Origin of the sequence: Niabella soli DSM 19437 (genome assembly GCF_000243115.2) — a bacterium.
GTDB classification, from domain to species: Bacteria; Bacteroidota; Bacteroidia; order Chitinophagales; family Chitinophagaceae; genus Niabella; species Niabella soli.
The window spans coordinates 1,922,912-1,945,750 of record NZ_CP007035.1 but is presented as its reverse complement, the minus strand read 5'-3'; the positions used below and the strand labels follow the sequence as shown (position 1 = coordinate 1,945,750).

Genomic DNA, 22,839 nt, shown 5'->3' with positions numbered 1-22,839 from the left:
ATCGTAATGCTATAGTGTCAAAGAGGTTATGTATCTTTAAGAAACCTTTTTTCTAACGTATAAATTACTGTCAATGAAAATTTTCTGTTTGGCTTGCTTTGCCTTTCTGTCGCTTGCTGTTTGTGCCCAAAAAGATACTTCCGATGCGATCTATACCGGAAAATATACGGTGAAAGATGGCAGCAAGATCTCCGTCTATATTGAGTCAGGAAAACTGACCATCAGTGGCGACAAAGGAACGGCGCCATTGGTGCGGGAAAAGGTTGATAGTTTTAGTATCGAGGGGTATGGCGGAGCGGGGTATATCAAATTTCTCCGCAGTAAAAGCCCGGCGGCTATCAGCGGGGTGCATGTGTACCTGCCGGATATGAATATTGATGTAATTGCGGACAAGGACTCCGTGGCGGGTACCTCATTCATTAATATAAATGCCGCAGCGGGCAAGGTTCCTGCCATACTGGCGAAAGGCCCGGGCATTCATGAAGGGGCGTTTTTAACCTGGAGGGAATTGCTTGCTGCAAATGATAAGCGCCCGGATTATAATAATGGTATTCGGAAAATCTGAACTTAAAATTTCAAAACAGTGAAAAAGCGGGCGAATTATCCTATATTTGCCCCCCGAAATTTAAAGTTCTTATCAACAATAGATTTCTTACTCCGTTTTGAGTAATCAGAACAATTCCCCGTTCGGGACGTAGCGTCCCGTCAGAGCGGGAGTAGCGCATCCCGTTAAGGCGGGAGGGTCGCCAAGCTAGTGAAGCAAACAGTTCTTTAGAAATAAATATTTTACCCCGTTTTGAGTAATCAGAACAATTTCCAGTTCGGGACGTAGCGCAGCCCGGTAGCGCACTTGCATGGGGTGCAAGGGGTCGCTAGTTCGAATCTAGTCGTCCCGACCTACAAACAGGCCTCTGAGTTTTTCAGAGGCTTTTTATTTATGGTATTTATTATTCAACCCCGACCCTGATTGCAAAGTCAGCATTTTAAGCGTCCTGTTCGCTCAATTTTTGTACAAATTCAGCAATGGCTGTGCCTATTTCCCCCGGGCTGTCTTCCTGTAAAAAATGTTTTCCTTTTACGGATAGTTCTGTTTGATTGGGCCATGTACTGCAAAATTCCCGCATGTTGTCATTTTCCACCGCGCCGGGAATACCGTGAATCCAAAGCTTAGGAACCGGACTTTGTTGAAGCCAATTTCCATATCCGGTCACAATTTCAGCTACTTCTTTTGGCGCTCCATCCAAAGCAATCTGACGTGAAAAGGATAATGTTGGCCGGCGGCTCTCCCCTTCGTTAAGATAGGGCCTCCGGTACTCCGCCATTTCCACATCGCTGAGCTCCCTGAAAATTCCTCCTGGCAATACTTTTTCAATAAATACATTGTTTTTTAAAATCAACTCCTCGCCGGCGGGCGAGCGCAATGCCTTGAATAAGTCGCGTACTTTAGGTTCGAATTCATCCCATTTAAAAGGGATCGCCAATGCTTCCATGTAAACGATGCCCCGGACGCGGGAACGGTTTTGATTGGCCCAATCAAAACCCAATACAGAACCCCAGTCATGAAGCACAAGTGTTACGTTTCTCTCCAGTTTCAATTCTTCCCAAAGCGCAAAAAGAAAACTACGCTGCTCCGAATAAGAATATCGTTCCGGCCCGGAGCCGGATAGTTTTTCCGAGTCGCCCATACCAATCAGATCGCAGGCAATAAGGCGTCCAAGACCACGGCAGCAGGGCATTATATTTCTCCAGAGATAGGAGGAGGTAGGATTACCGTGCTGAAATACAATGGGGTCACCTTCCCCTTCATCAATATAAGCCATACGGTGGCCTTTTATTTCGATAAATTTTTTTTCGGCGAAAGGTTTTTCGCTGAAAAGAGTCTGTGTGTTTGCTTTGCGTTCCATATTTTTAATGATTTAATGCAACAAAGCAACGACCGCATCGTGTTCCGGAAAATAAAGTACTTTAAGATTTTTTGCGGAACATATTTGTTTTCACCTGGCTAAAAAACTCTGGCGTAACGCCGATATAAGAGGCTATATATTTTTGCGGGATCCGGTTGTCAAGACCCGGGTATGTTTTCATGAACAGCTCATATCTTCCTTCCGCGGGTTGCGAAAGATTAGCGTTTATTCTGTTTTGATGAAAAACAAAAGCGTTTTGAAATAATATCCTGAAAAATCGTTCAAATTTTGGCGCTTGCCGGAACAAAATATCCAGATTGTCTTTGTTGATTTGTAACAGGGTGGAGGGCATTAATGCTTCCAGCATATTGACACTCTTTTGCCCTGACAAAAAGCTGTACAAATCGCCGCTGCACCACCAATCTTCCGGTGCAAACATCAAAACGTGCTCTTTTCCATCTGAGTCAATAGTATAGGTGCGCAGGCAGCCATCGAGCACAAAAAACTGATACCTCGCCCGCTCGCCCTCCGTCAGCAAAAACGCTTTCCTTTTAACGGTTTTAGCAACGGCAAGGGATAAAAAGATTTCTGCTTCCTCCCTGGTTGGTTCAATGTGCCGGCGTATGTTTTTTATAACAGCTTCGTACATCTGTTATTGTTAGAGTTTTTTTATTGTTGAGCCGGAGCTGGAAATCCTGTTTTACCGGTTCCTGCTTTTGCCCTATTTTTATAAAATGTTCGAGTTTTTATTAATTGTCATCGTTATATTGGTATTGGCAGGCTATTCAATGGCTAAAAAAAAATAGTCCGGGGGCCAGGGTGCTGTTTATTGTAGGAACAGCTCTATAACGGGGACTGCATAGGGCGGTTGCTGCTTAGGTAATTGAAGTATTATATTGCCGCCTTCCGTTTTATAAAGTAGCTCCGACGCATCATTCAGAAATTGCGCATAGCTGATCTTATTGGCGAAGCCGGGCAATACCAGTTTCCCATCGGCCGGGTAAGCAAACAGGTGCAGGTAAAGCCTTTTCGTATGCGGATTATAGGTTTGTCTGATATCCGCGCTTTCAGGCAGTTTATAGTTGTCTGGCGGGTAAGTACAATTATAAATGGATTTGTTGTTAGCGTGCATCCAATAGGAGAGGCTGTCCAGCGCATGGTTGGCGCGATAGTCAAATTCACCCCGTGCCGTTGGTCCTACATTTAAAATCAGGTTGCCACCATTTGCCACGGATGTGATCAGCAGGTCCAGTAGCTGGCGGTGGGTTTTCCAGGTATTCTCGTCGCGGTAATATCCCCAGCTTCCCGAAAAGGTCTGACAGGTTTCCCAGTATTTTCCTTTGTATTTCTGGAGCGCTGAAGGCTTTACCTGTTCGGGCGTTTCAAAATCATATCCGTCTGTATAATTGTTCAGGTCCAACCGGTTGTCGATGATAATGCCGGGTTGTAATTTCCGGATCATCTTTAAAAGATCAACGCCGCCCCAGTCTTCATGCCCCTTACCGTTTTTACCCGGATAAGAAAAGTCGAGCCAAAGGATATCTATTTTTCCGTAGTTGGTCAACAATTCTTTTACCTGGTTGTGCAAATATTCCCGGTAGCGGCGCATATCCTTCCCTTTATTAAGGGCTGCATAATCGGCCTCGGTGGCGTTTTCCCCCAGGCGTTGCGGGTGCACCCGGTCAATAGTAAAATCAGGATGATGCCAGTCGATAAGCGAATAATAGAAACCGATTTTTATTCCTTCTGCACGAAAGGCTTCCACAAATTCTTTTACCAGGTCCCGTTTTGCGGGGGTATTGGTGGCTTTGTAATCGGTGTATTTAGAATCGAACAGGCAAAAGCCTTCATGGTGTTTGGTGGTGAGCACCGCATACTTCATACCGGCAGCTTTAGCCTCTTTTGCCCATTTTTTTGGATCAAACTCGTCCGGATTAAAATGATCGAAATATTTCTGATACTGCGCCGTGGTCATACGCTCGCGCTGTTTTACCCACTCGTGCCGGGCAGCTTCTGCATATAGCCCCCAATGAATGAACATGCCAAAACGCGCATCAGTCCACCACTCCATACGTTTTGCCTTTTGATCGGCCGTTTCTTTTAAAATACTTTGAGTTTGAGCATTTGCAACCGTTGCGATCGCAAGCGTTGCGCCGAGGAGCAGCCTTTTTACATTCATTTTAAAACCAGATAAATTAAGATTTAACAATCGTTGGCGGTAAATATACAAAAGAAAAACAAAAAGCCATCCCGCGGAAACGAGATGGCAGGGGTTTGATACGAATGAAAAATCGGGCTTTTGCCTGCGTAATGGTCAGGTTAGGACGAATCTAGCATCCGAAAATGAAGAAAGGATGAAATTTTACTCTTTTACGTGTTTTTGCGAAAATTGCAGGGTAAAAACGGCACCCTTGTTTGGCGATGAAACAACCGTTATGGTAATGCCAAGATAACCCGCAATTGATTTTACAATAGAAAGGCCGAGGCCAAACCCTTCCCGCTGGTACAAGCCTTTTTTAAAACGATCAAAGATCTTTTCTATCTGATCGGGATTCATGCCTACACCGGTGTCGGTGATGGCGATATAATAGGTTTCGTCATCGACGTAGTCCTTTATGGTGATGGAGCCCCGCGGCTTACTGAATTTTATCGCATTGTGGATGAGATTGTAAAAAAGCTGAAAGAGCAGATCCTTGTTCACATATTGCAATATACGGGTGTTAGACAGGCCTTCGTTGATGATCAGTTCTTTTTCATTCACCCGGTGCTGCAATTCTTCAATTACTTCCCGCACCATTCTTTTAACGGGAATGTTGTCATTAAATTCATATTGCTCATTTTCAATACGGGAGATCAACAAAAGCGAATTGACGATCTTTTTCAGCCGCTTCATGATCCGCATCGTGTCTTCCAGTTTTGTTACTACATGGTCCGGCAGATCATCGGTTGTCAGCATATTTTCAACCTTGCTTTGCATGATGCTGATGGGTGTCATCAACTCGTGCGAGGCATTCGATGTAAACTCTTTCTCTTTTTCAAACGCATGATTCACCTGTTCCATTAAAGCGCTGATAGAGGCATCCAAAAATTTAAAGTCATTGGTGGAGGTTTGCAGCGGATGTTCAGGGGCTTTGAAGGGAAACGTATTTTTTGTAAGCCTTGTTCGTACTATATAATCCAGGGGGCTTAATAAATAACGGGTATAAAAAAGCTGAATAAAGATTATTAATATGGCCAGGAGGATTAATATATAGGAAGTGGCTTTTTGAAGTGCAATATCTTCTTCGGTAATGCTGGTTACTTTCTTGCCAATTTCCAGCAGGTACGGTTGCCGGCCAACAGTAAAAGTGTCTGAAAGGATCCTATAGCTGATGGTGTCTTTCTCAATGACGCGCCGGTCTGTCTGCAACCGGGCTGAAATAGCTTCCTGGCGGTAGGGTTCCAACGATATATATTCGTCCTTCAGCATAGAGTAACTGCCATATACCGAATCCCCGTCCAAATAAAAGTCGATCCCGTTTTTTTTTATGGCAGACAGCACTTTGCCTCTTTGTTGTAACAAGGTTTTATTGGTGTTTTTGAAAGCGATCTGCTGCATCAGGTAGGGGAGCAGCCATACGAATAGCGCTAATATTCCTACGGTAACCGCGGCAGCAAATAAACCCAATTTAGTCTGCAGCCTCATTAGCTCATTTTTATCTTGTATCCGATTCCCCGGACGGTTTCCAACCAATCGGTAGCAGCAAATGCATTCATCTTTTTCCGGATATTCTTAATATGAACGTCGATATAATTTGAATCGTATTCGTCATCGGCATTGTCTCCCCAAAGGTGGTCGCTTAACTGCATTCTTGATAAGGGACGGTTTTTATGGAGCAACAAATAATTAAGCAGGTCAAATTCCTTGCGGGAAAGGCCTACTTCCCTGTTGTCATACAATATGGTCCTGTTTTTAATATTGATGGTAAAACCGCCTAGTTCCACTATCGGGTCGTTCAGTTTAAATTTTCTGCGGATGATCGCCTGCATTCTTGATTGCAGCTCTAACAATGAAAAAGGTTTTGCAAGGTAATCGTCTGCGCCCATATCCAAGCCTTTGATCCGGTCTTCCACCTGTCCGCGGGCTGTAAGTATGATCACGGCTACATCCGGATGGTCTTTTCTTATTTCCTGCAGCAGCCAAAACCCGTCCTTATCCGGCAGGCCGATGTCCAGCAAAATAAAATCAAAACTGCCGGTATCCGTTTTTTCTAATGCCTCCTTTGCCGATCCGGCTATCTCGGAATAAAAATAATTTTTATTCAGCGCAGTAACTATTTCGCCCGCCAGGGAACTTTCATCTTCTACGATCAATACGCGCATAGACTCCTGTTAAAACTGGTAATAAAATCCCAAGGTAAAGAAAGTATTTAAATCTCCTTTGTTAACGGCATTGTTGCCCAGCAATGCAAACTTAACCGCGGCTTCAACCAGGTAAGAGGCCCGGTTGTAAGCAAGTGGCAATTTTAGGTTGTAGGACAACAGCCCGAATTGTTTGTAGTTAACGGTAGTCAGGATTTCAACGGGAAGTATTCCAGTGCTTCCTTTCCCTTTCCCTTTGTTATTTTTTTCTTCCCGGATCAGGTATTCCTGGTAAAACTGTTGTGTGCCCGCTATAACGGCCAGTTCGGGCGTAAAGCTTAAGATGGCCTTGTTTTTGGATACGGAAAAATTGAAGGCTTTTGAGTTGGTAAGGGTGGTAAAATAATCCAGGTCGGTCCCAAAAGAAAGGTCGCCGCCCAGTTCTGTCTTGAACAGGTGCTGGTATGCAAGATCGAGACCTGCCTGGTTAGGCCGGCCGGCTTGTAAGAAGGGAGAGCCGGATGGGAAAAAGGTATGATTAAAACTAAGATCGCCTGTAAATTTAGGGGTGATCTTAAACTCGTAGCCCACTCCCAGCGAGGTGGCGGAAACAAACAGGCTATCCGAGAATAAATGAAAACCGGTGGCAGAGAAATAAATACCCGGCCGCGTGCGAACCGTTGCGTTTAATGCCAGATAGGGTAGTCTTTGTTCGCTTATCTGCCCATAATAATCAACATTTGATCCATAAAGTGTGGCAAGCGTTAGTGTCGTTTTTTCTTTTACAGAGTCTTCTGAAATAGTTACAGAGTCTTTTGAAACAGTTTCGTTTTGGGCAAATGCATAACCTGTGCTCATGCTAAGCAGAAAAATAAATACTATTTTTTTCACAATACCCTTATTAGTTTACTTGCCCAATCCTATCCCTTTGATTTTTGGTTTAATGAGTTTTACGGGCTTTATTTTAACAGAAGGCATTTTAATGGCTTTTGGCTTTTCGAGGTTCTTGGCCCTGGGCACCTCTTTAATTGCTTTTACCTTTTGACCAGTTTGCTCCTGTACTTTGTCCCGCACATCCTGAACCACTTTTTGTTGCTGCGGAATAGTATCTGTTATAGGAACTTCTTCTGTCCTGTTATAGGTGCCAAACCCTTTAGCCTCCACGTTAACGGTAGGCAGCGCGCTTAGCAACAACAAAACAAAAAAGGTTTTCATGATACAAAAAAACCGGATGCCTCATCAAGGCTTCCGTGATAAAGGTACAGATTAAAAATAAAAAAGGACTGTTTGCTGTTATGATCGGCTGTACACTATTCTCTCAAATGCTAACAGCGTTGCTTCCGTAGCAAACATCATAACAGATTATGAAAATTTGATGAAGTTACAGCTCCCGGTCCGGACCGTTCAACGCTGCGCGCAATTGCCCGCCATCCAGTTGTTTTTCCCATTTGGCAACCACTATGGTGGCCACGCCGTTGCCTACCAGGTTGGTCAGCGCCCTGCACTCCGACATAAAACGGTCAACACCCAATATCAGCGTCATCCCGGCTATAGGCACTTCCGGTACAATGGCAAGTGTGGCGGCAAGGGTTATAAATCCGGCTCCGGATACGCCCGCGGCTCCTTTTGAACTAAGCATGGCAACCAGCAGCAGTAATACCTGGTGCTCGAACGTTAAATGAATATTACAGGCCTGGGCAATAAACAAAGCTGCCAGTGTCATATAAATATTGGTTCCGTCAAGATTAAAAGAGTAGCCCGTAGGCACCACAAGTCCGACAACCGATTTCGCGCAGCCAGCCTGCTCCATTTTCTGCATCAGGCTGGGGAGTGCTGCCTCCGAGGAGCTGGTTCCCAGCACCAGCAACAGCTCGTCTTTGATATAGGCGATGAACTTGAAAATAGAGAAACCATTATAGCGGGCAACAGCTCCCAGCACCAGCACAATAAATAAAAAGGAAGTGGCATAAAAAGTGACTACCAGCATCCCCAGGTTGACCACCGATTGAATTCCATAGGCCCCAATGGTAAATGCCATTGCTCCAAAAGCGCCAATAGGAGCGGCTTTCATTAAGATGGCCACTATTTTAAAAACGGGGTAGGTGAGTGCCTGTAAAAAATCAATAACTATTTTACTTTTTTCGGATGTTAAAGCGAGGCCGATGCCAAATAAAATGGCCGTAAACAGTACCTGCAAAATATTATTTCCTGAAAGCGGGCTTACCAGCGTTTGCGGGAGTATATCAAAGAGAAAATGTTCCAGTGTATTTTCTTTTGCCTGGGAAACATATTTTGATATGGCTCCGGTATCCAGCGTATCGGGGTTTATATTCATGCCGGCGCCGGGCCTTACGGTGTTGCTAACGATCAGGCCGATGATCAGCGCCAGCGTGGAAAAGGTGATAAAGTAAACAAATGCTTTCCCCGCAACTTTCCCCACTTTTTTGAGATCATTCATTGCGGCGATACCGGTGCTTACCGTAAGAAAGATAACCGGGGCAATGATCATTTTTATAAGCAGGATAAAAGCATCGCCCAGGGGCTTCATTTTTTTTCCCATTTCAGGAAAAAAATGACCCAGCAGGATGCCCACGATTATTGCAATAATGACCTGGAAGTATAATACCCGGTACAGCTTTTTCTTTTTCACAGGCGCTGATCCGGAAGGATGGGCAACAATCATTCTGATAATTTTAAAAATACAAGTTAAAAAAAACAAACGATTTTATAAATAAAGTTCGGGCATGATAAGGTGCGCAACCGGATAAGATATTGTCATTTTAACAAATACGATGCAGGGAACGATAAGTTTGGTATTGTTTTTTCTTATTTGCTAGGGAAATCCGTAACCCTGTTAAAAGGAATACCGCCTTTAATGCGGTGGGTGTTATTTGAAAGTATATTAAACCTCTTAATTATGAAAAAGTTAGTTTTAGCAATGGCAGCAGGTATTTTATCTGTTGGTTGTATCCAGGCGCAAAGCATGAAGAATACACTGAAAGTAGGTGTATTAGGCGGTGTGGCAGTTCCCAGTGAAAATACTGCAGCAAATGCAGGCATAGATGTAGCGTATCAAAATCTGGTAACGCCGCATGTGGGAATTGGTATTGCCACAGGATATAATCAATTCTTTGGCAAGAAGAATACACTTGAGGGCACCACCCTTGAAAATAATAATGTAGGGCTGGTACCCGTGGCTGCCCTTATCCATTATTATCCACAGGCGAAGGGAATTTATGTTGGTACTGATCTGGGATACGGTTTCTTAACCGGTGATCAGAAAGTGGCTGCTAATACTGATGTAAATCGCCCAAACGGCGGCTTTTATCTGAAACCGGAGCTGGGCTGGCATAACCGCAACTGGAACATCTTTGCGAATTATACCAAAGTATTTACTTCGGGCGATGAAGGCGCTATTCCTGTTGGCACCGCTACCCAGAAATATAATGTGGGCTCCGTAGGCATTGGAGTAGCCTATAATATTGGTTTGGGAAGATAAATTGATTTGCTACTCATTTTGAAAAAGCAGGCGATTATTCCGCCTGCTTTTTTATTGTTTTATTGGAGGCGTTGGTGGGACATGGGGACTTGAGGGACAGGTGCTTTTGGGAAAGAGTCGCCCAAGCCTCCCTGCCCCCCGAAGCTGCGAAGCGGCTGATTGCGTTTGCCGGGTATTACACTACAGCACAAGAGCGCGATCCACCACAGCGGACAGGGGCAAGCCCGCCGATAGCAATGCTGCCGCCGGGCCTATAAAAAAATCCCGCCTTCGGGCGGGATTGCAAAACCCATCTTAAATATATTATAAATGAATCGCTTCGCCGTAGGCGGCTTCTATCGCGTCTTTCACGCTTTCGCTGATGGTGGGATGCGGGTGAATACTGTTGAGCACTTCATGATAAGTGGTCTCCAGAGTACGCCCCACCACGGTTTCCGCGATCATTTCGGTTACGTTATAACCGATCATATGCGTACCCAGCCATTCACCGTATTTGGCATCAAAGATCACTTTTACAAAACCTTCGGTATGTCCTACGGCTGTTGCCTTACCGCTGGCAGTTAATGGAAACTTCCCAACTTTTACTTCATAGCCGGCGTCTTTGGCTTGCTTTTCGGTAAAGCCAACGCTCGCAATTTCAGGGAAGCAATAGGTACAACCCGGCACATTATTGTAGTCTAATGGCTGCGGTTGGTGATTGTATTTCTTTTCTCCAAACGCGATTTGTTCCACACAGGTAATCGCTTCTTTGGATGCCACATGCGCTAAAGCCTGGCCCGGAACGCAATCGCCGATCGCATAAATACCATCAACATTGGTTTTGTAGAATTTATCTACTGCAATTTTTCCTTTTTCGGTCTTTACGCCCACTGTTTCCAATCCGATGCCTTCAATATTTGCAGCAACGCCTACGGCACTTAACAAAATATCTGCTTCCAGCACGGCTTCTCCGCTTTGGGTTTTTACTTTCGCTTTAACGCCACTTCCGGAGGTGTCAACCGCTGTAACCTCGCTGCCGGTCATTATCCCGATGCCTTGCTTCTTCAGGTTTTTCTCCAGTTCTTTCGAAATATCTTCGTCTTCCACCGGTACGATCCGGGGTAAAAATTCCACAATAGTAACTTTTGTGCCGAGGCTATTATAAAAATAGCCGAACTCCACCCCTATGGCACCACTGCCCACAATGATCATGCTTTTGGGCTGTTGGGGCAGTACCATCGCTTCACGATAGCCGATGATCTTTTTGCCATCCTGCTTCAGGGCCGGCAACTCACGGCTTCTTCCCCCGGTGGCAAGTATAATATGCTTTCCTTCTACCAGTGTTGTTTTTCCGTCGGCACCTTTTACTTCTACCTGGCCTTTGGCTTTCAACGTTCCGAAGCCCATGATCACGTCGATCTTGTTTTTCTTCATCAGGAACTGAACGCCCTTGCTCATTTTGTCGGCTGCCCCGCGGCTGCGCTTTACGATGGCATCAAAGTTGGGCTTGCCGGAGGCCTCAATACCATATTCCTGCGAATGCTGGATGTCATTAAACACCTGTGCGCTTTTTAATAAAGCTTTTGTGGGGATGCATCCCCAGTTTAAGCAAATACCTCCCAGGCTCTCTTTTTCAATAATTGCAGTTTTTAACCCCAATTGTGATGCGCGTATCGCGGCTACATATCCGCCCGGGCCACTTCCTACAACTATTACGTCATATGCCATAAAATGTACGATTTAAAAATTAAAAGATTTGTGCGAATTTAGTTGAAATAGGGCAACAGGCAAAATGCGGTTTGCGCCATCAACCGGCACAAATACAAATGGTTAAGACGCTCCCGCAACCTTCCCCGTTTGGACGGATGCCCGGATTACTTTTGAAACACCCGGAGGGAATAGTGCTGCTTGTTTTGAAAAAAGGCAGCGACGCTATATTTTAAATGGTTGATAATTAGTATGTAAGAAAAAAATGATTCCGATGCTCCCGTTACCAAAGATCAAAAGCGTAATTTTGCGGAGCTGTATTTTTGTGTTGGAAACAATTTTAGCTAGGGTTGATTTGATTTTTGAAAAAATATTTAGTCTTTTTTGCTAAATGCCGTATTAAATCCCTACCTTTGCACTCCTAAATTTTTATTCACTATGGCAAGAGTATGTCAGGTTACAGGTAAAACCCCCATTGGAGGCCACAAGGTTTCTCACTCCAATATTAAGACAAAGCGCCGTTTTTTGCCGAATCTGCAAAAAAAGAGATTTTACCTGGCCGAGGAAGATAAATGGATTACCTTAAAGCTATCTACTGATGCGATCCGTACCATCAATAAAAATGGCTTGTATTCTGTAGTTAAGGAATTGCGTGCTAAGGGCGAAAAATTATAACTAAAGCAGTTAAAAGCATTATAAAATGGCTAAGAAAGCAAAAGGAAACAGGGTTCAGGTAATATTAGAGTGCACCGAGCATAAGACCAGCGGTCAGCCAGGTACCAGCCGGTATATTACCATCAAGAACAAAAAGAACAACCCGGAACGTTTAGAGTTGAAGAAATACAACCCTATTCTGAAGAAAGTAACCGTTCACAAAGAAATTAAATAATTTAAATGTGCAAATGTGTAGATGTGAAAATGTGTAAATAATTGATGTTTTAGATTTTCGCATTTCCTACATTTTTCACATTTTTCACATTTCCCACATTTTCAAATTAATATAAGATGGCAAAAGCAGCTTCAAAGAACGCGAAAGTAAAAGATGCCAAGGCAGCGGCAGAATCTAAAAACTGGACGAAAGTGATCCGTGCGGTACGTAGCCCTAAAACAGGTGCATATGCTTTCAAAGAGCAAATTGTGCACAAGGAGAAAGTAAAGGACTTTTTAGCCCAGAAATAATCCTGCCTTTATTTAAAAATATTGTAAGCTGTTCGTTTTAAACGGATGGCTTTTTTTGTTTGATGTTTCTTTCCTGATGTTGCATCTTTGCCGGAAAAATAACCTCAAACAATAAACCCGACCGACCGGTGGTTATCCGGGCGGGCTTCAAACCATAAACACAGACCATGAGTTTTTTTGGAAAATTATTTGGTAAGAAAGAAAAGGAATCCCTGGATGAGGGATTGCAGAAAACAAAGGAAGGGTTTCTCTCAAAAATAAGCAAGGCCATTGCAGGGAAAAGCACCGTGGATGAAGAAGTGCTGGACAACCTGGAAGAGGCCCTGGTAAGTGCAGACGTTGGGGTGGATACAACGGTGCGCATCATTGACCGTATTGAACAAAGAGTAGCCAAAGATAAATATGTGGGCACCGGGGAGCTGAACCGGATCCTGCAGGAAGAGATTGAAAATGTTTTGGTGGACGCTCCCTCCGTAGGCAGCTATACTTTCGATAGCCCGATGCCCGCCAAACCCTATATTATTTTAGTGGTGGGCGTAAATGGCGTGGGTAAAACCACCACCATCGGTAAACTGGCGTATAATTTTAAAAAAGCCGGTAAGAGCGTATTGTTGGGCGCTGCCGATACCTTTCGCGCAGCGGCAGTGGACCAACTTACCATCTGGAGCGACCGGGTGGGGGTGCCCATTGTAAAACAGGAAATGGGGAGCGACCCGGCTGCCGTGGCCTTTGATACGGCACAAAGCGCCGTAAGCCGCCAAAGCGATGTGGTCATTATTGATACAGCCGGACGTTTGCACAATAAGGCGCATTTAATGGATGAGCTCAATAAGATCAAGCGGGTGATCCAGAAATTTATTCCCTCTGCTCCGCAGGAAGTGCTGCTGGTGCTGGATGGCTCTACCGGGCAAAATGCACTGGAACAGGCCAAACATTTTACCGCCGCAACGGACGTAACGGCTTTGGCTATCACCAAGCTGGACGGCACGGCAAAGGGCGGCGTAGTGTTGGCGATAGCTGATCAGTTTAAGATCCCGGTTAAATTTATTGGCGTGGGGGAGAAAATGGAAGACCTGCTGGTTTTTGATAAACATGAGTTTGTGGATAGCTTGTTTAGCTTGCAATGATTGCTCATCAGCATCCTTTTTAGGACCGGTGGCGAAGTTTTTTTTGGGTAACGTTGCGCCGGTGCCGGTGTTGCGCTGGGGTTTGAGGGGTGCAAAAACGCCGGCGCCAAGGCACAACACCAACAACGGAGAAAACAAATTTATTTTTTTCTTTTCTTAAAAGCCCTACGCTCCCACATTGTTTTTCTTAATTGAAGTGCAGGCGGTACGGAAACCAGGGTAAATTCAGGATTTAGCGGGTTTACGTTTTAGGAAATACCCGCCCAAAAAAGTAAGGAACGGCACTACAATGGCCGTTATCGTGTACTTCGGATCATCGGAAAGAAATTCAAGCCATTTGTCGAAAAAAGAGCGCGCATCTACTTTTACAGTGATGTACATCATTTTTTCACCCAGGCGGATAGGCTGGTTTTGCGCATCAATGCCGTTGAATAAAAAGGTGATGACCGTGCGGTTCGTTGTAGTGCCAGGTTTCAGCTCCCAGTTCCACTCCAGTTGTTTTTCGCCCGGGGCGAAGGTTTTAATAGGTTGGTTGTCGATGGAGGCGACCTTAAAGATATCGGAATCGCAGTTTAATACCACTTCCATTTTGTTATAAACCGGCAAAGCTTTTTGGTAAATATCGCTCTGAACAGCGCTGCTTTTTTTATTTTCTTGTTTGCTGATGTCTGCCGTAAAATCGGCAAGGGCCTTTTGAATATCGTCTCTTGTGATGGTTGCTGTAACGATGTTTTCGGTGCTCTTGATCATTTTGGATGGGCAATACACGAGGGCATGGCCTGTGGCGACTGTATCATTTTTAGAAGATGGTACGGGGGCTATTTTGGCACTATCCAGTGCAAATCCCGGTCGATGCGGCCGTGTAAGGTCTTTATATTTTTCGCGGATGTGCTCTGTGTCAGTCTTGCTGTTGGCGCTATCAGTAGCTCCTGTTTGGGGAACTACAGCCGCCGCTGAATCCGTGCCGGTTTGATTAGCGTCATGAGGATTATTTCCGCAGGAAGTTAGAATTGCGAAGATAAAAAGCAACGATGCTATGGCCCACCGGTTTTTCATTATTCTTATTGAATAAATCTGTTTAGAGATACTATTATAAAGTCAATAGTGAAATGTCATCCCGATAACTATCGGGAGTGAAGTGGAGAAAACATACGTCTGGCGTTTCACGTCTTCACCAACAACGCGTTGCTTTGTAATTAATCAAAGACAATATTGTGCCAGCGATTAATCTCCTTCATTTGCCAATAAAGCTATTACGATCAACAGTAAAAAACCATCGCTATTTATGGGTATTTTTAGTATTCTCCAAACACGTCTGCAAGGGTGCCGGCAATTTCACCCAGGGTACATTTGGCTTCTACCGCCTCAATTACAACGGGCATAAGATTCTCCGTACCGGTAGCCCTGGATCTTAAGTCTGAAAGGATGCGGTCACAATTGCTCTGGTTGCGGTTATTACGCAATGCCTGCAATTTTTGTTTTTGCAATTCGCCGATGACGTCATCTACTTTAAGGATCGGAATAGTGCCTGTTTCGTTGACCTGGAATTTGTTGACACCGACAATTATCTTTTCCTGGGTTTCTATCCTGCGTTGATAGTCGTAGGCGCTCCGCGCAATCTCGTCCTGGATAAAGCCTTCTTCAATAGCCGGGATGCTGCCGCCCATGGCATCGATCCGGTTGATGAGATCCTGTGCTTTTTGTTGCATTTCATAGGTCAGTGCTTCTACAAAATAAGAGCCCGCCAGGGGATCAACCGTGTCCGGAACACCGCTTTCAAAGGCAACGATCTGTTGGGTGCGCAGGGCGATGCGCGCCGCTTCTTCGGTAGGCAAACTCAGCGCTTCGTCAAAACCATTGGTATGCAGGGATTGGGTGCCCCCCAGTACCGCAGCCAGCGTTTGAACGGTAACTCTTGAAATATTGTTCTGTGGTTGTTGCGCGGTTAAGGTGCTGCCGCCGGTTTGTGTATGAAAACGCAGCATCAGGGCCTTCGGGTCTGTGGCACCTAAATCTTTCATAATGTAGGCCCACATTTTTCTTGCGGCGCGGAACTTGGCCACTTCCTCAAAAAGATTATTATGGGCGTTGAAGAAAAAAGACAGGCGCCTGCCGAATACATTTATGTCCAAACCCTTTTCCAGAGCGGCTTTCACATAGGCTTTGCCATTACTTAAAGTGAAAGCAATTTCTTGTGCAGCCGTGCTGCCCGCTTCGCGGATATGATAACCGCTAATGGAAATGGTATTCCACTTGGGCAATTCATTCGAGCACCATTCAAAAATATCGGTGATGATCCGCATACTGGGTTTGGGCGGATAGCGATAGGTGCCCCGGGCGGCATATTCTTTTAAGATATCATTCTGGATGGTGCCGGAAATTTTTGAAAGATCGGCGCCCTGTGTTTTGGCCTGTGCCACGTATAAAGCCAGCAATATAAAAGCAGTAGCGTTGATGGTCATACTGGTGGATACGTTTTCTAACTGAATACCTTTAAACAGGTCCGTCATATCTTCAATGCTGTCGATTGCCACGCCCACTTTTCCTACTTCGCCCTGCGCCAGGGGATGATCACTATCGTACCCAATCTGTGTGGGCAAATCAAAGGCCACACTTAAGCCCATTACCCCCTGCGATAACAAATAATGATACCGCTTATTACTTTCTTCTGCCGTGCTAAAGCCCGCGTATTGCCGCATGGTCCATAAGCGTCCGCGGTACATATCCGGCTGTATACCGCGCGTGTAGGGGAATTGGCCGGGTTGTTCGTTATCCGGTACCGGAACATCTTCGGGCGTATATAATTTTTTAACGGTGATATCGCTGTCGGTGACTATTTGTTTTTCGTTCATTTTTTCTTAGTTCATGGCTCATAGTTTATAGTTCATAGTTTTTCCTGAACGGACTATGAACCATTGACTATGAACTACAGGCTGTTTGTCAAAATTGTTTCCCGTCAATTTCTTTCCCGGCGGATGGCAAATATATGAACAGTTGTTCGTATCTTATATATTTGCAAAAATAAAACGATTCACTATGGATTTCCAATTGTCCGATGAACAAAAAATGATTCAGCAGGCGGCGCGGGATTTTGCCATTCAGGAATGCCTGCCGGGGGTTATTGAACGGGATGAAAAGCAAAAATTTCCGAAGGAACAGATTGAAAAATTGGCGGATCTTGGATTTATGGGCATGATGGTAAAACCTGAATATGGAGGGGCCGGGCTGGATACGATCAGTTATGTGCTGGCAATGGAAGAAATATCGAAAGTGGACGCCAGCGTAAGCGTTTGCATGAGTGTTAACAATAGCCTGGTATGTTATGGGCTGCAGGAATTTGGTTCCGAAGAGCAAAAACAACAATACCTGGTGCCCCTGGCGCAGGGTAAAAAAAACGGGGAGTTATACATTGGAGCCTTTTTATTGAGTGAGCCGGAAGCCGGCAGTGACGCCACTTCCCAACATACCACCGCCGAAGATAAAGGTGATCATTACCTGATCAATGGTACCAAGAACTGGATCACTAACGGCAGCAGCGCCTCTGTGTATTTGGTGATTGCGCAAACCGACCGGTTAAAGGGATCCAAAGGCATCAATGCATTTATAGTGGAGAAAAACTGGCCGGGCGTAACCGTGGCTGCCAAGGAAAATAAACTGGGCATCCGTGGCAGCGATACCCATACGATCCTGTTAACAGATGTAAAAGTGCCTAAAGAAAACCGGATCGGCGAAGAGGGCTTCGGATTTAAATTTGCGATGAAAACATTGGCCGGAGGCCGCATAGGCATTGCATCACAGGCGCTGGGCATTGCCGGCGGCGCTTTTGAGCGGGCGCGGGATTACGCCAAAACAAGGAAGTCGTTTGGCACTGAAATTATGAATCACCAGGTTATTGCCTTTAAGCTGGCGGATATGGCGCTGAAGATAGAAGTGGCACGACTTTTATGTTTAAAAGCGGCCTGGGAAAAGGATCAGCACCTGAACTATGACATCAGTTCTTCTATGGCCAAATTATATGCCTCTGAAACGGCCATGTGGGTCTCCGTTGAAGCCGTACAGGTACACGGGGGGTATGGATTTGTAAAGGAGTATCATGTGGAGCGCCTGATGCGCGATGCGAAGATCACCCAGATCTATGAGGGTACCAGTGAGGTACAACGGATCGTGATCAGCCGGGGGGTGTTGAAATGAGTAGTTTATTGGATATACAGACGCTCCTGAAGCACCTGCTGTTAATTTTTTAAAACCATTTAGATATTAAGAAGCTTATGGACTTAATGCATCTTAACTCCTTAATGGTTTCTAACCTGGTTTCTGATTTTCATAAAACATTCCTGTCTATCTTAGCAGCCTACAATTGTTTTTATGAAAAAGCTATTGCCTGCAATTTTGTTGCTTTTGGTAAACAGTATCCATGCCCAGAATATTACAGCATCCCCTGTTCAGGGAAAGCAAACCCCCATGATGGGCTGGGCAAGCTGGAACAATTATCATGTACATATCAATGAAAAAATAATAAAAGCCCAGGCAGATGCTCTGGTTGCTACCGGAATGAAAGCTGCCAGGTATCAGTTTATTAATATAGATGACGGTTTTTTCGGTGGAAGGGATATTAATGGTACTATAAAGACGCATCCCGCCCGGTTTCCTAATGGCATGCGATCGCTGGTGACTTATATTCACTCCAAAGGATTAAAGGCCGGCACGTACAGCGATGCAGGAATTAATACCTGCGGGTCTTACTGGGATAAAGACAGCATTGGCATTGGCATGGGCTTGTATGGCCATGAACAAACTGATCTCCAAAGAATGCTGATAGATTGGGGATTTGATTTTATAAAAGTAGACTGGTGCGGTGGTGAATGGCTGGGACTGGATGAACAAACACGGTACACCGAAATTGGAAGATTGATCCATTCAATAAAACCGGCAGCCCTTTATAACGTGTGTCGCTGGAAATTTCCGGGCAAATGGGTGGTAAATGTGGCGGATTCCTGGCGCATTTCCGGCGATATCAGGGCCAGTTTTGAATCGATCATGAAAATAGTTGACCTAGATGCGGACCTGTGGCCTTATGCGGGTCCGGGGCATGTAAATGATATGGATATGCTGCAGGTAGGGCGGGGGATGAGTTATGAAGAGGACAAAGCACATTTTTCTATGTGGTGTATGCTTAATTCGCCACTGCTGGCAGGCAATGACCTTACCAAAATGAGCAAAGAAACATTGTCTATCCTGACCAACCCTGAAATGATCTCCATTAACCAGGACCCCCTCGTGTACCAGGCCAGGAGGCTGAAGGATTATGGCGACCAGGAAGTATGGGCCCGGCCGCTGCATCACACGATGAGCGGTGAGGTAGCCGTTGCCTTATTAAACCGGTCGAAAAATAAAACAACCATTCATTTTGATCTGGATTCGGTGAGCATCGATTCAAAAAAGGGGTACCTGATGCATGATGTGTGGAATAAAAAAGATTTTTCAAGGTCCGATAAATCCGCACAGTCGTTTGAAGTGCCCGGTCACGGGGTGGTGGTGTTAAAAATAAAAGGCAGGGCATTACCTTATAATGTTTTTCAATATAAATAGTAGTTGGTTTCGAATACGAGCGCAATTTAAATTTTTATTGCTCACATCTGCCCGACGGCGTCATTCAAGCGGGGATTCGGCAGATTTGTACAGAAGTTTTTTGAATTTTTTATCGGTTCGCTAGTCTGCTCTCTTTAAATGTTGGTAGCAGGGATTCGGATTGCACTTTACAGAAAGAGCCATCGATCCAATAAAGGTTCTATGGTAATCTGCGCTTTCTGTGAGTCTTTTTCCTGTATTTTTACCTCATGGCGGTAAATGAAGAAAACTACAAAGAGGTACTGGAAAAAACAAATGCGGCCCATGCCACGCTGGTAGCGGTTTCCAAAACAAAACCTGTCAGCGATATACAGGCATTATATGAGTTGGGACAGCGCGATTTTGGTGAAAATTATGTGCAGGAGCTGGTGGAAAAAGAAGCGGTATTGCCTAAAGATATCCGCTGGCATTTTATCGGGCATTTACAATCGAACAAAGTAAAATATATCGCGCCCTTTGTGCACCTTATTCATGGTGTGGATAGCGAAAAACTGCTTTTTGAAATAGACAAACAGGGCGCAAAAAATAACCGTACGATCGATTGTCTGCTGCAGGTGCATATTGCGCAGGAGGAAACCAAATTTGGGTTTGACGAAAATGAACTGAAATTATTCCTGGAGACATTCCCAAAATATCAGGCTTTGGAAAAATTAAAAAATGTATGGATAAAGGGACTGATGGCTATGGCCAGTTTTACGGATGATATGGAAAAATTAAAACAGGAATTTGCTGTCATGAAAGCGCTTTTTCAACAGCAAGCAAAACCTGAAACCTCAAACTTGAAACTTGAAACCTTATCCATGGGCATGAGCAGCGATTATGAACTGGCGCTGGAATATGGCAGCACTATGATCCGGGTGGGGAGCTTGCTGTTTGGTGCACGAATCTGAGGTTTGCCGTGGCAGTAATATTTTATATTTCCGGTGCGCTGCACCTTCAACTTTTCTTACTCCCGATACTATATAGGATAGCGCTGCGCTGCAGCTTTTACGCATAGTCAATGATAAATTTGTGCAAATTTGTGGTACCTGCGAGCAAATAAAATGTTTCCCTTTTTTGAAAAAAAGAATTAAATTGGGACTTGAAAAACAACACTATGAAACACCTGATACCTGCCCTGGTATTATTTATTTGCTGGTCCTGCAAAAAACAAATACCGCAAAAAACCGGCGCGCCGGTTCCTGAAGAAGATACCACGCAACTGATCCATTATCATAAAGACCTTACGATTGTAAACTGGAATATCGAATGGTTCGGCGCTGTTGAATTTAAAGGAAATCCTGATCAGCAGGAAACGAATGTCGGAAAGATCCTAAAGTATCTGAATGCAGACCTCTTCGGGATCTGCGAAGTAGTGGATACGGCCCGGTTTGGCAGAATGATCCGGCAAAATCTGGGAACCGATTTTAAATATGTGATCAGCGCTTACCCGGCAATTGATCAGCAGCTTGCTTTTGTTTATAATAGGAATATTTTCAGAAAGGTACAGGTAAGGCCATTTATGGCGCTGAGCGCTACCGCTTACTCCAATTTTGCATCAGGTAGATTTCCGTTGCTGCTTAAGGCAGAAGCAACGGTTAATGATGCGCGGAAAAATATATTCTTTATTTTGGTCCATGCAAAAGCAGACAAAGATCTGAATGCGTATGCCAAGCGGCTAAATGGTGCCATTGAATTAAAAGATAGTATGGATACTTATTTTAACAACGAAAATTGTATGATCCTGGGCGATTATAACGACAACCTGGATACCAGCATCAGCACCCGGCAGCGTTCGCCTTATCAAAACTTCCTGGACGACAACGGGCATTATTTAGCGGTAACATTACCTTTAAACACCGCCGGTAACCAGTCTACAATTAATTATGCAAACTCGGTGATCGATCAGCAGATCGTGTCCGGAGCATTAAAACGATGGTACATGCCCCATTCTGCTAAAATACGCACAGATGTGACGGCTGTAGTTCCTGATTATACCTCTAATAGTGCTTCGGATCATTACCCGGTGTCTTCGGTGTATCGCATAGCAAATTAGCGTTATTTGGCGGTATGGCTGCTTGTAATATTGTAAGACAGGAAAGGATAAACGTGAACTCTGACATTTATCGCTTGCGCTTCACGATCCATTCAGCGCCAGCGTCAGCCTTAAAAGGTGATTATCGCTTCAAAACAGGTATATAACGCTGATTTAAAGCATATTATCTATGCCTTTGGGAATTCCAGTTGAAAACAAGTGTGAAATAAGCAGATTTTAACATCCTGTTGTTATCAATTATTTTGGGACGACATCAATTGGAATGTACCTTTATATCAGTTCTTTACTGCGTTTTTTCACCTAAATTATTTTAGTATGACAACACTACAACGTATTGAGTACTGGGGTGAAACACACCATCCAAAATGGATGGATCTTGTGCGGATCAGTCTGGGATTATTCCTGATTTACAAAGGTGTCCAGTTTGCGCAGAATTATACCAGCCTTATGAGCCTGATGCCAGGGTGGATGTCGTTCGGCTCCTTTTCAGAGCTGCTGGTGGGCCATTATGTAGTGGGAGCGCATATCCTGGGCGGTATCTTGCTTACTTTCGGGTGGTTGACCCGGGCTGCCTGCATAATGCAACTCCCGGTGCTGCTCGGCGCGGTCTTCTTCGCACCTTTTTTCGGCAACGTAATGGAACCCTTTTCCAATCTTTTACTGGCAATTGTGGTACTGTTGCTGCTGATCTATTTTTTGATCGCCGGTAATGGCGCCTGGTCTATGGACGCGATCCATGCGGGGGAAGTGGAAAAATAACCGGACGGCCGTATTAAAGCGGACCGGATCGATAGCCGGGAAACCGGAAATTCGGGGATGTCTAGTTTTTCGGGCGCGGTTTGTTATCTTCTCACCCTCCCCGGGGCCTGGCGCTACTTTTGATATTCCGATGTGCTGATTGTGTAATGGGATAACTCCATGCCTGTGAAAAAATAATTTAACAAACAGGATTTTTATTTTTTGCCTGATATTTCTCTAATTTTATAGAAATGCATTGTTATGCCTATGGCCCTTTGTTTATTCACCTGTAAACATTTCTAACACAATAAAACTTAAAAAATGGAAAAGAAAAAAAGTATCGTAAAAGGTTCCTTACTTACCGGAGCGATTATTGCTGCGGCCGGATTTTCTGCAAATGCTAATGGATTATTTAATTACAGTTCGCTGGGTACGGGGGCAGAGATGCGTACCAACCTCCTGGAAAAAAAGGGAGCTGCAAAAAATTTTGAACTGAAGTGCGGCGGAGATAAAGCCAAGAGCGATAGCACTATGAAAAAAGGAAAAGAAGGAAAGTGTGGTGATGGTAAGTGCGGGGATGGTAAATGTGGTTCAAAAACAGGAAAGAAATCAATGAAGAAGAAAGATACGACAACAAAACCCAAAGACGGGCAATAGATTTTTAACCGGCGGGTGTTTAACGGTCGATTTTTAGGCACCTGC

The 22,839-nt window shown here is 44.6% G+C and carries 23 protein-coding genes and 1 tRNA gene; 13 read left to right on the top strand and 11 right to left on the bottom strand.

Annotation, left to right across the window (positions count from 1 at the left end):
- Nucleotides 1–73: 73 nt before the first annotated feature.
- Nucleotides 74–565 (top strand): hypothetical protein, encoded by a 492-nt coding sequence (locus NIASO_RS08295; protein ID WP_008584446.1) that lies wholly within the window; start codon nt 74–76, stop codon nt 563–565.
- A gap of 257 nt (nt 566–822) precedes the next feature.
- Nucleotides 823–896 (top strand) — tRNA-Pro (locus tag NIASO_RS08290).
- A gap of 87 nt (nt 897–983) precedes the next feature.
- On the opposite strand, the gene NIASO_RS08285 is transcribed toward NIASO_RS08290, so the two are convergent.
- The 8 genes from NIASO_RS08285 to NIASO_RS08250 all read right to left on the bottom strand — a co-directional run bounded on the left by NIASO_RS08285 (nt 984) and on the right by NIASO_RS08250 (nt 8,928).
- Complete coding sequence (locus NIASO_RS08285; protein ID WP_008584448.1) at nt 984–1,904, bottom strand: haloalkane dehalogenase; 921 nt, start codon at nt 1,902–1,904, stop codon at nt 984–986.
- 61 nt (nt 1,905–1,965) lie between these two features.
- The gene (locus NIASO_RS08280) at nt 1,966–2,553 is read right to left on the bottom strand and encodes a Crp/Fnr family transcriptional regulator (RefSeq protein ID WP_008584452.1); all 588 of its coding nucleotides are present in this window, start codon (nt 2,551–2,553) and stop codon (nt 1,966–1,968) included.
- A gap of 177 nt (nt 2,554–2,730) precedes the next feature.
- The gene (locus NIASO_RS08275; protein ID WP_008584453.1) at nt 2,731–4,083 is read right to left on the bottom strand and encodes an alpha-L-fucosidase; all 1,353 of its coding nucleotides are present in this window, start codon (nt 4,081–4,083) and stop codon (nt 2,731–2,733) included.
- Nucleotides 4,084–4,266: 183 nt separating this feature from the next.
- Nucleotides 4,267–5,589 (bottom strand): sensor histidine kinase, encoded by a 1,323-nt coding sequence (locus NIASO_RS08270; protein WP_008584454.1) that lies wholly within the window; start codon nt 5,587–5,589, stop codon nt 4,267–4,269.
- On the bottom strand, nt 5,589–6,266 hold the full coding sequence (locus NIASO_RS08265; protein ID WP_008584455.1) for a response regulator transcription factor: 678 nt from the start codon (nt 6,264–6,266) through the stop codon (nt 5,589–5,591). Before NIASO_RS08265 ends, NIASO_RS08270 begins: the two co-directional genes overlap by 1 nt.
- 9 nt (nt 6,267–6,275) lie before the next feature.
- Nucleotides 6,276–7,136 (bottom strand): hypothetical protein, encoded by an 861-nt coding sequence (locus tag NIASO_RS08260; RefSeq protein ID WP_008584456.1) that lies wholly within the window; start codon nt 7,134–7,136, stop codon nt 6,276–6,278.
- Nucleotides 7,137–7,151: 15 nt separating this feature from the next.
- The gene (locus NIASO_RS08255; protein ID WP_008584457.1) at nt 7,152–7,460 is read right to left on the bottom strand and encodes a hypothetical protein; all 309 of its coding nucleotides are present in this window, start codon (nt 7,458–7,460) and stop codon (nt 7,152–7,154) included.
- 166 nt (nt 7,461–7,626) lie between these two features.
- The gene (locus NIASO_RS08250) at nt 7,627–8,928 is read right to left on the bottom strand and encodes a dicarboxylate/amino acid:cation symporter (protein WP_008584458.1); all 1,302 of its coding nucleotides are present in this window, start codon (nt 8,926–8,928) and stop codon (nt 7,627–7,629) included.
- A gap of 234 nt (nt 8,929–9,162) precedes the next feature.
- Between NIASO_RS08250 and NIASO_RS08245 the strand changes: the two genes are divergently transcribed.
- Nucleotides 9,163–9,744 carry a hypothetical protein gene (locus NIASO_RS08245; protein WP_008584459.1) on the top strand — a complete coding sequence of 194 codons (582 nt, stop codon included), beginning with the start codon at nt 9,163–9,165 and terminating at the stop codon, nt 9,742–9,744.
- Between the two features lie 303 nt (nt 9,745–10,047).
- On the opposite strand, the gene lpdA is transcribed toward NIASO_RS08245, so the two are convergent.
- Complete coding sequence (gene lpdA / locus NIASO_RS08240; RefSeq protein WP_008584460.1) at nt 10,048–11,451, bottom strand: dihydrolipoyl dehydrogenase; 1,404 nt, start codon at nt 11,449–11,451, stop codon at nt 10,048–10,050.
- A 417-nt stretch (nt 11,452–11,868) separates the two neighbouring features.
- Here lpdA and rpmB point away from each other — a divergent pair, with 417 nt between their 5' ends.
- The 4 genes from rpmB (at nt 11,869) to ftsY (ending at nt 13,736) form a co-directional block, all read left to right on the top strand.
- Entirely contained in the window at nt 11,869–12,105 is a 237-nt protein-coding gene (rpmB, locus tag NIASO_RS08235) for a 50S ribosomal protein L28 (RefSeq protein ID WP_008584462.1), read from the top strand.
- A gap of 25 nt (nt 12,106–12,130) precedes the next feature.
- Nucleotides 12,131–12,319: a 50S ribosomal protein L33 gene (rpmG, locus tag NIASO_RS08230; protein ID WP_008584464.1), complete on the top strand. Its 189-nt coding sequence runs from the start codon at nt 12,131–12,133 to the stop codon at nt 12,317–12,319.
- 116 nt (nt 12,320–12,435) lie between these two features.
- Complete coding sequence (locus NIASO_RS19920; RefSeq protein ID WP_008584466.1) at nt 12,436–12,609, top strand: DUF4295 domain-containing protein; 174 nt, start codon at nt 12,436–12,438, stop codon at nt 12,607–12,609.
- A gap of 167 nt (nt 12,610–12,776) precedes the next feature.
- Nucleotides 12,777–13,736, top strand: a complete 960-nt coding sequence (gene ftsY, locus NIASO_RS08225) for a signal recognition particle-docking protein FtsY (RefSeq protein ID WP_008584468.1) — start codon at nt 12,777–12,779, stop codon at nt 13,734–13,736.
- Between the two features lie 225 nt (nt 13,737–13,961).
- Here the strand turns inward: ftsY and NIASO_RS08220 are convergent, their stop codons facing one another.
- Entirely contained in the window at nt 13,962–14,792 is an 831-nt protein-coding gene (locus NIASO_RS08220; protein WP_008584470.1) for a hypothetical protein, read from the bottom strand.
- A 239-nt stretch (nt 14,793–15,031) separates the two neighbouring features.
- Nucleotides 15,032–16,588 (bottom strand): acyl-CoA mutase large subunit family protein, encoded by a 1,557-nt coding sequence (locus NIASO_RS08215; RefSeq protein WP_008584471.1) that lies wholly within the window; start codon nt 16,586–16,588, stop codon nt 15,032–15,034.
- Between the two features lie 184 nt (nt 16,589–16,772).
- On the opposite strand from NIASO_RS08215, the gene NIASO_RS08210 reads away from it, so the two are divergent.
- From NIASO_RS08210 to NIASO_RS08185, 6 genes are all read left to right on the top strand, one after another.
- The gene (locus NIASO_RS08210) at nt 16,773–17,927 is read left to right on the top strand and encodes an acyl-CoA dehydrogenase family protein (protein WP_008584473.1); all 1,155 of its coding nucleotides are present in this window, start codon (nt 16,773–16,775) and stop codon (nt 17,925–17,927) included.
- A 174-nt stretch (nt 17,928–18,101) separates the two neighbouring features.
- Nucleotides 18,102–19,325 (top strand): glycoside hydrolase family 27 protein, encoded by a 1,224-nt coding sequence (locus NIASO_RS08205; RefSeq protein ID WP_008584476.1) that lies wholly within the window; start codon nt 18,102–18,104, stop codon nt 19,323–19,325.
- 248 nt (nt 19,326–19,573) lie between these two features.
- Nucleotides 19,574–20,254 (top strand): YggS family pyridoxal phosphate-dependent enzyme, encoded by a 681-nt coding sequence (locus tag NIASO_RS08200; RefSeq protein ID WP_008584478.1) that lies wholly within the window; start codon nt 19,574–19,576, stop codon nt 20,252–20,254.
- Between the two features lie 206 nt (nt 20,255–20,460).
- Nucleotides 20,461–21,399 (top strand): exonuclease/endonuclease/phosphatase family protein, encoded by a 939-nt coding sequence (locus NIASO_RS08195; protein ID WP_008584479.1) that lies wholly within the window; start codon nt 20,461–20,463, stop codon nt 21,397–21,399.
- A gap of 315 nt (nt 21,400–21,714) precedes the next feature.
- Nucleotides 21,715–22,158: a DoxX family protein gene (locus NIASO_RS08190; RefSeq protein ID WP_008584481.1), complete on the top strand. Its 444-nt coding sequence runs from the start codon at nt 21,715–21,717 to the stop codon at nt 22,156–22,158.
- A 300-nt stretch (nt 22,159–22,458) separates the two neighbouring features.
- Nucleotides 22,459–22,794: a hypothetical protein gene (locus tag NIASO_RS08185; protein ID WP_008584482.1), complete on the top strand. Its 336-nt coding sequence runs from the start codon at nt 22,459–22,461 to the stop codon at nt 22,792–22,794.
- Nucleotides 22,795–22,839 lie beyond the last annotated feature (45 nt).

What these genes read in the sequence shown, in the direction of transcription:
- NIASO_RS08270 (WP_008584454.1), bottom strand. Translation starts at nt 5,589, where the DNA reads ATGAGGCTGCAGACTAAATTGGGTTTATTTGCTGCCGCGGTTACCGTA.
- NIASO_RS08275 (WP_008584453.1), bottom strand. Translation starts at nt 4,083, where the DNA reads ATGAATGTAAAAAGGCTGCTCCTCGGCGCAACGCTTGCGATCGCAACG.
- NIASO_RS08195 (WP_008584479.1), top strand. Translation starts at nt 20,461, where the DNA reads ATGAAACACCTGATACCTGCCCTGGTATTATTTATTTGCTGGTCCTGC.
- NIASO_RS08285 (WP_008584448.1), bottom strand. Translation starts at nt 1,904, where the DNA reads ATGGAACGCAAAGCAAACACACAGACTCTTTTCAGCGAAAAACCTTTC.
- lpdA (WP_008584460.1), bottom strand. Translation starts at nt 11,451, where the DNA reads ATGGCATATGACGTAATAGTTGTAGGAAGTGGCCCGGGCGGATATGTA.
- NIASO_RS08250 (WP_008584458.1), bottom strand. Translation starts at nt 8,928, where the DNA reads ATGATTGTTGCCCATCCTTCCGGATCAGCGCCTGTGAAAAAGAAAAAG.
- NIASO_RS08255 (WP_008584457.1), bottom strand. Translation starts at nt 7,460, where the DNA reads ATGAAAACCTTTTTTGTTTTGTTGTTGCTAAGCGCGCTGCCTACCGTT.
- NIASO_RS19920 (WP_008584466.1), top strand. Translation starts at nt 12,436, where the DNA reads ATGGCAAAAGCAGCTTCAAAGAACGCGAAAGTAAAAGATGCCAAGGCA.
- ftsY (WP_008584468.1), top strand. Translation starts at nt 12,777, where the DNA reads ATGAGTTTTTTTGGAAAATTATTTGGTAAGAAAGAAAAGGAATCCCTG.
- NIASO_RS08280 (WP_008584452.1), bottom strand. Translation starts at nt 2,553, where the DNA reads ATGTACGAAGCTGTTATAAAAAACATACGCCGGCACATTGAACCAACC.
- NIASO_RS08265 (WP_008584455.1), bottom strand. Translation starts at nt 6,266, where the DNA reads ATGCGCGTATTGATCGTAGAAGATGAAAGTTCCCTGGCGGGCGAAATA.
- NIASO_RS08220 (WP_008584470.1), bottom strand. Translation starts at nt 14,792, where the DNA reads ATGAAAAACCGGTGGGCCATAGCATCGTTGCTTTTTATCTTCGCAATT.
- NIASO_RS08215 (WP_008584471.1), bottom strand. Translation starts at nt 16,588, where the DNA reads ATGAACGAAAAACAAATAGTCACCGACAGCGATATCACCGTTAAAAAA.
- NIASO_RS08190 (WP_008584481.1), top strand. Translation starts at nt 21,715, where the DNA reads ATGACAACACTACAACGTATTGAGTACTGGGGTGAAACACACCATCCA.
- NIASO_RS08185 (WP_008584482.1), top strand. Translation starts at nt 22,459, where the DNA reads ATGGAAAAGAAAAAAAGTATCGTAAAAGGTTCCTTACTTACCGGAGCG.
- NIASO_RS08245 (WP_008584459.1), top strand. Translation starts at nt 9,163, where the DNA reads ATGAAAAAGTTAGTTTTAGCAATGGCAGCAGGTATTTTATCTGTTGGT.
- NIASO_RS08295 (WP_008584446.1), top strand. Translation starts at nt 74, where the DNA reads ATGAAAATTTTCTGTTTGGCTTGCTTTGCCTTTCTGTCGCTTGCTGTT.
- rpmG (WP_008584464.1), top strand. Translation starts at nt 12,131, where the DNA reads ATGGCTAAGAAAGCAAAAGGAAACAGGGTTCAGGTAATATTAGAGTGC.
- NIASO_RS08210 (WP_008584473.1), top strand. Translation starts at nt 16,773, where the DNA reads ATGGATTTCCAATTGTCCGATGAACAAAAAATGATTCAGCAGGCGGCG.
- NIASO_RS08205 (WP_008584476.1), top strand. Translation starts at nt 18,102, where the DNA reads ATGAAAAAGCTATTGCCTGCAATTTTGTTGCTTTTGGTAAACAGTATC.
- NIASO_RS08200 (WP_008584478.1), top strand. Translation starts at nt 19,574, where the DNA reads ATGGCGGTAAATGAAGAAAACTACAAAGAGGTACTGGAAAAAACAAAT.
- rpmB (WP_008584462.1), top strand. Translation starts at nt 11,869, where the DNA reads ATGGCAAGAGTATGTCAGGTTACAGGTAAAACCCCCATTGGAGGCCAC.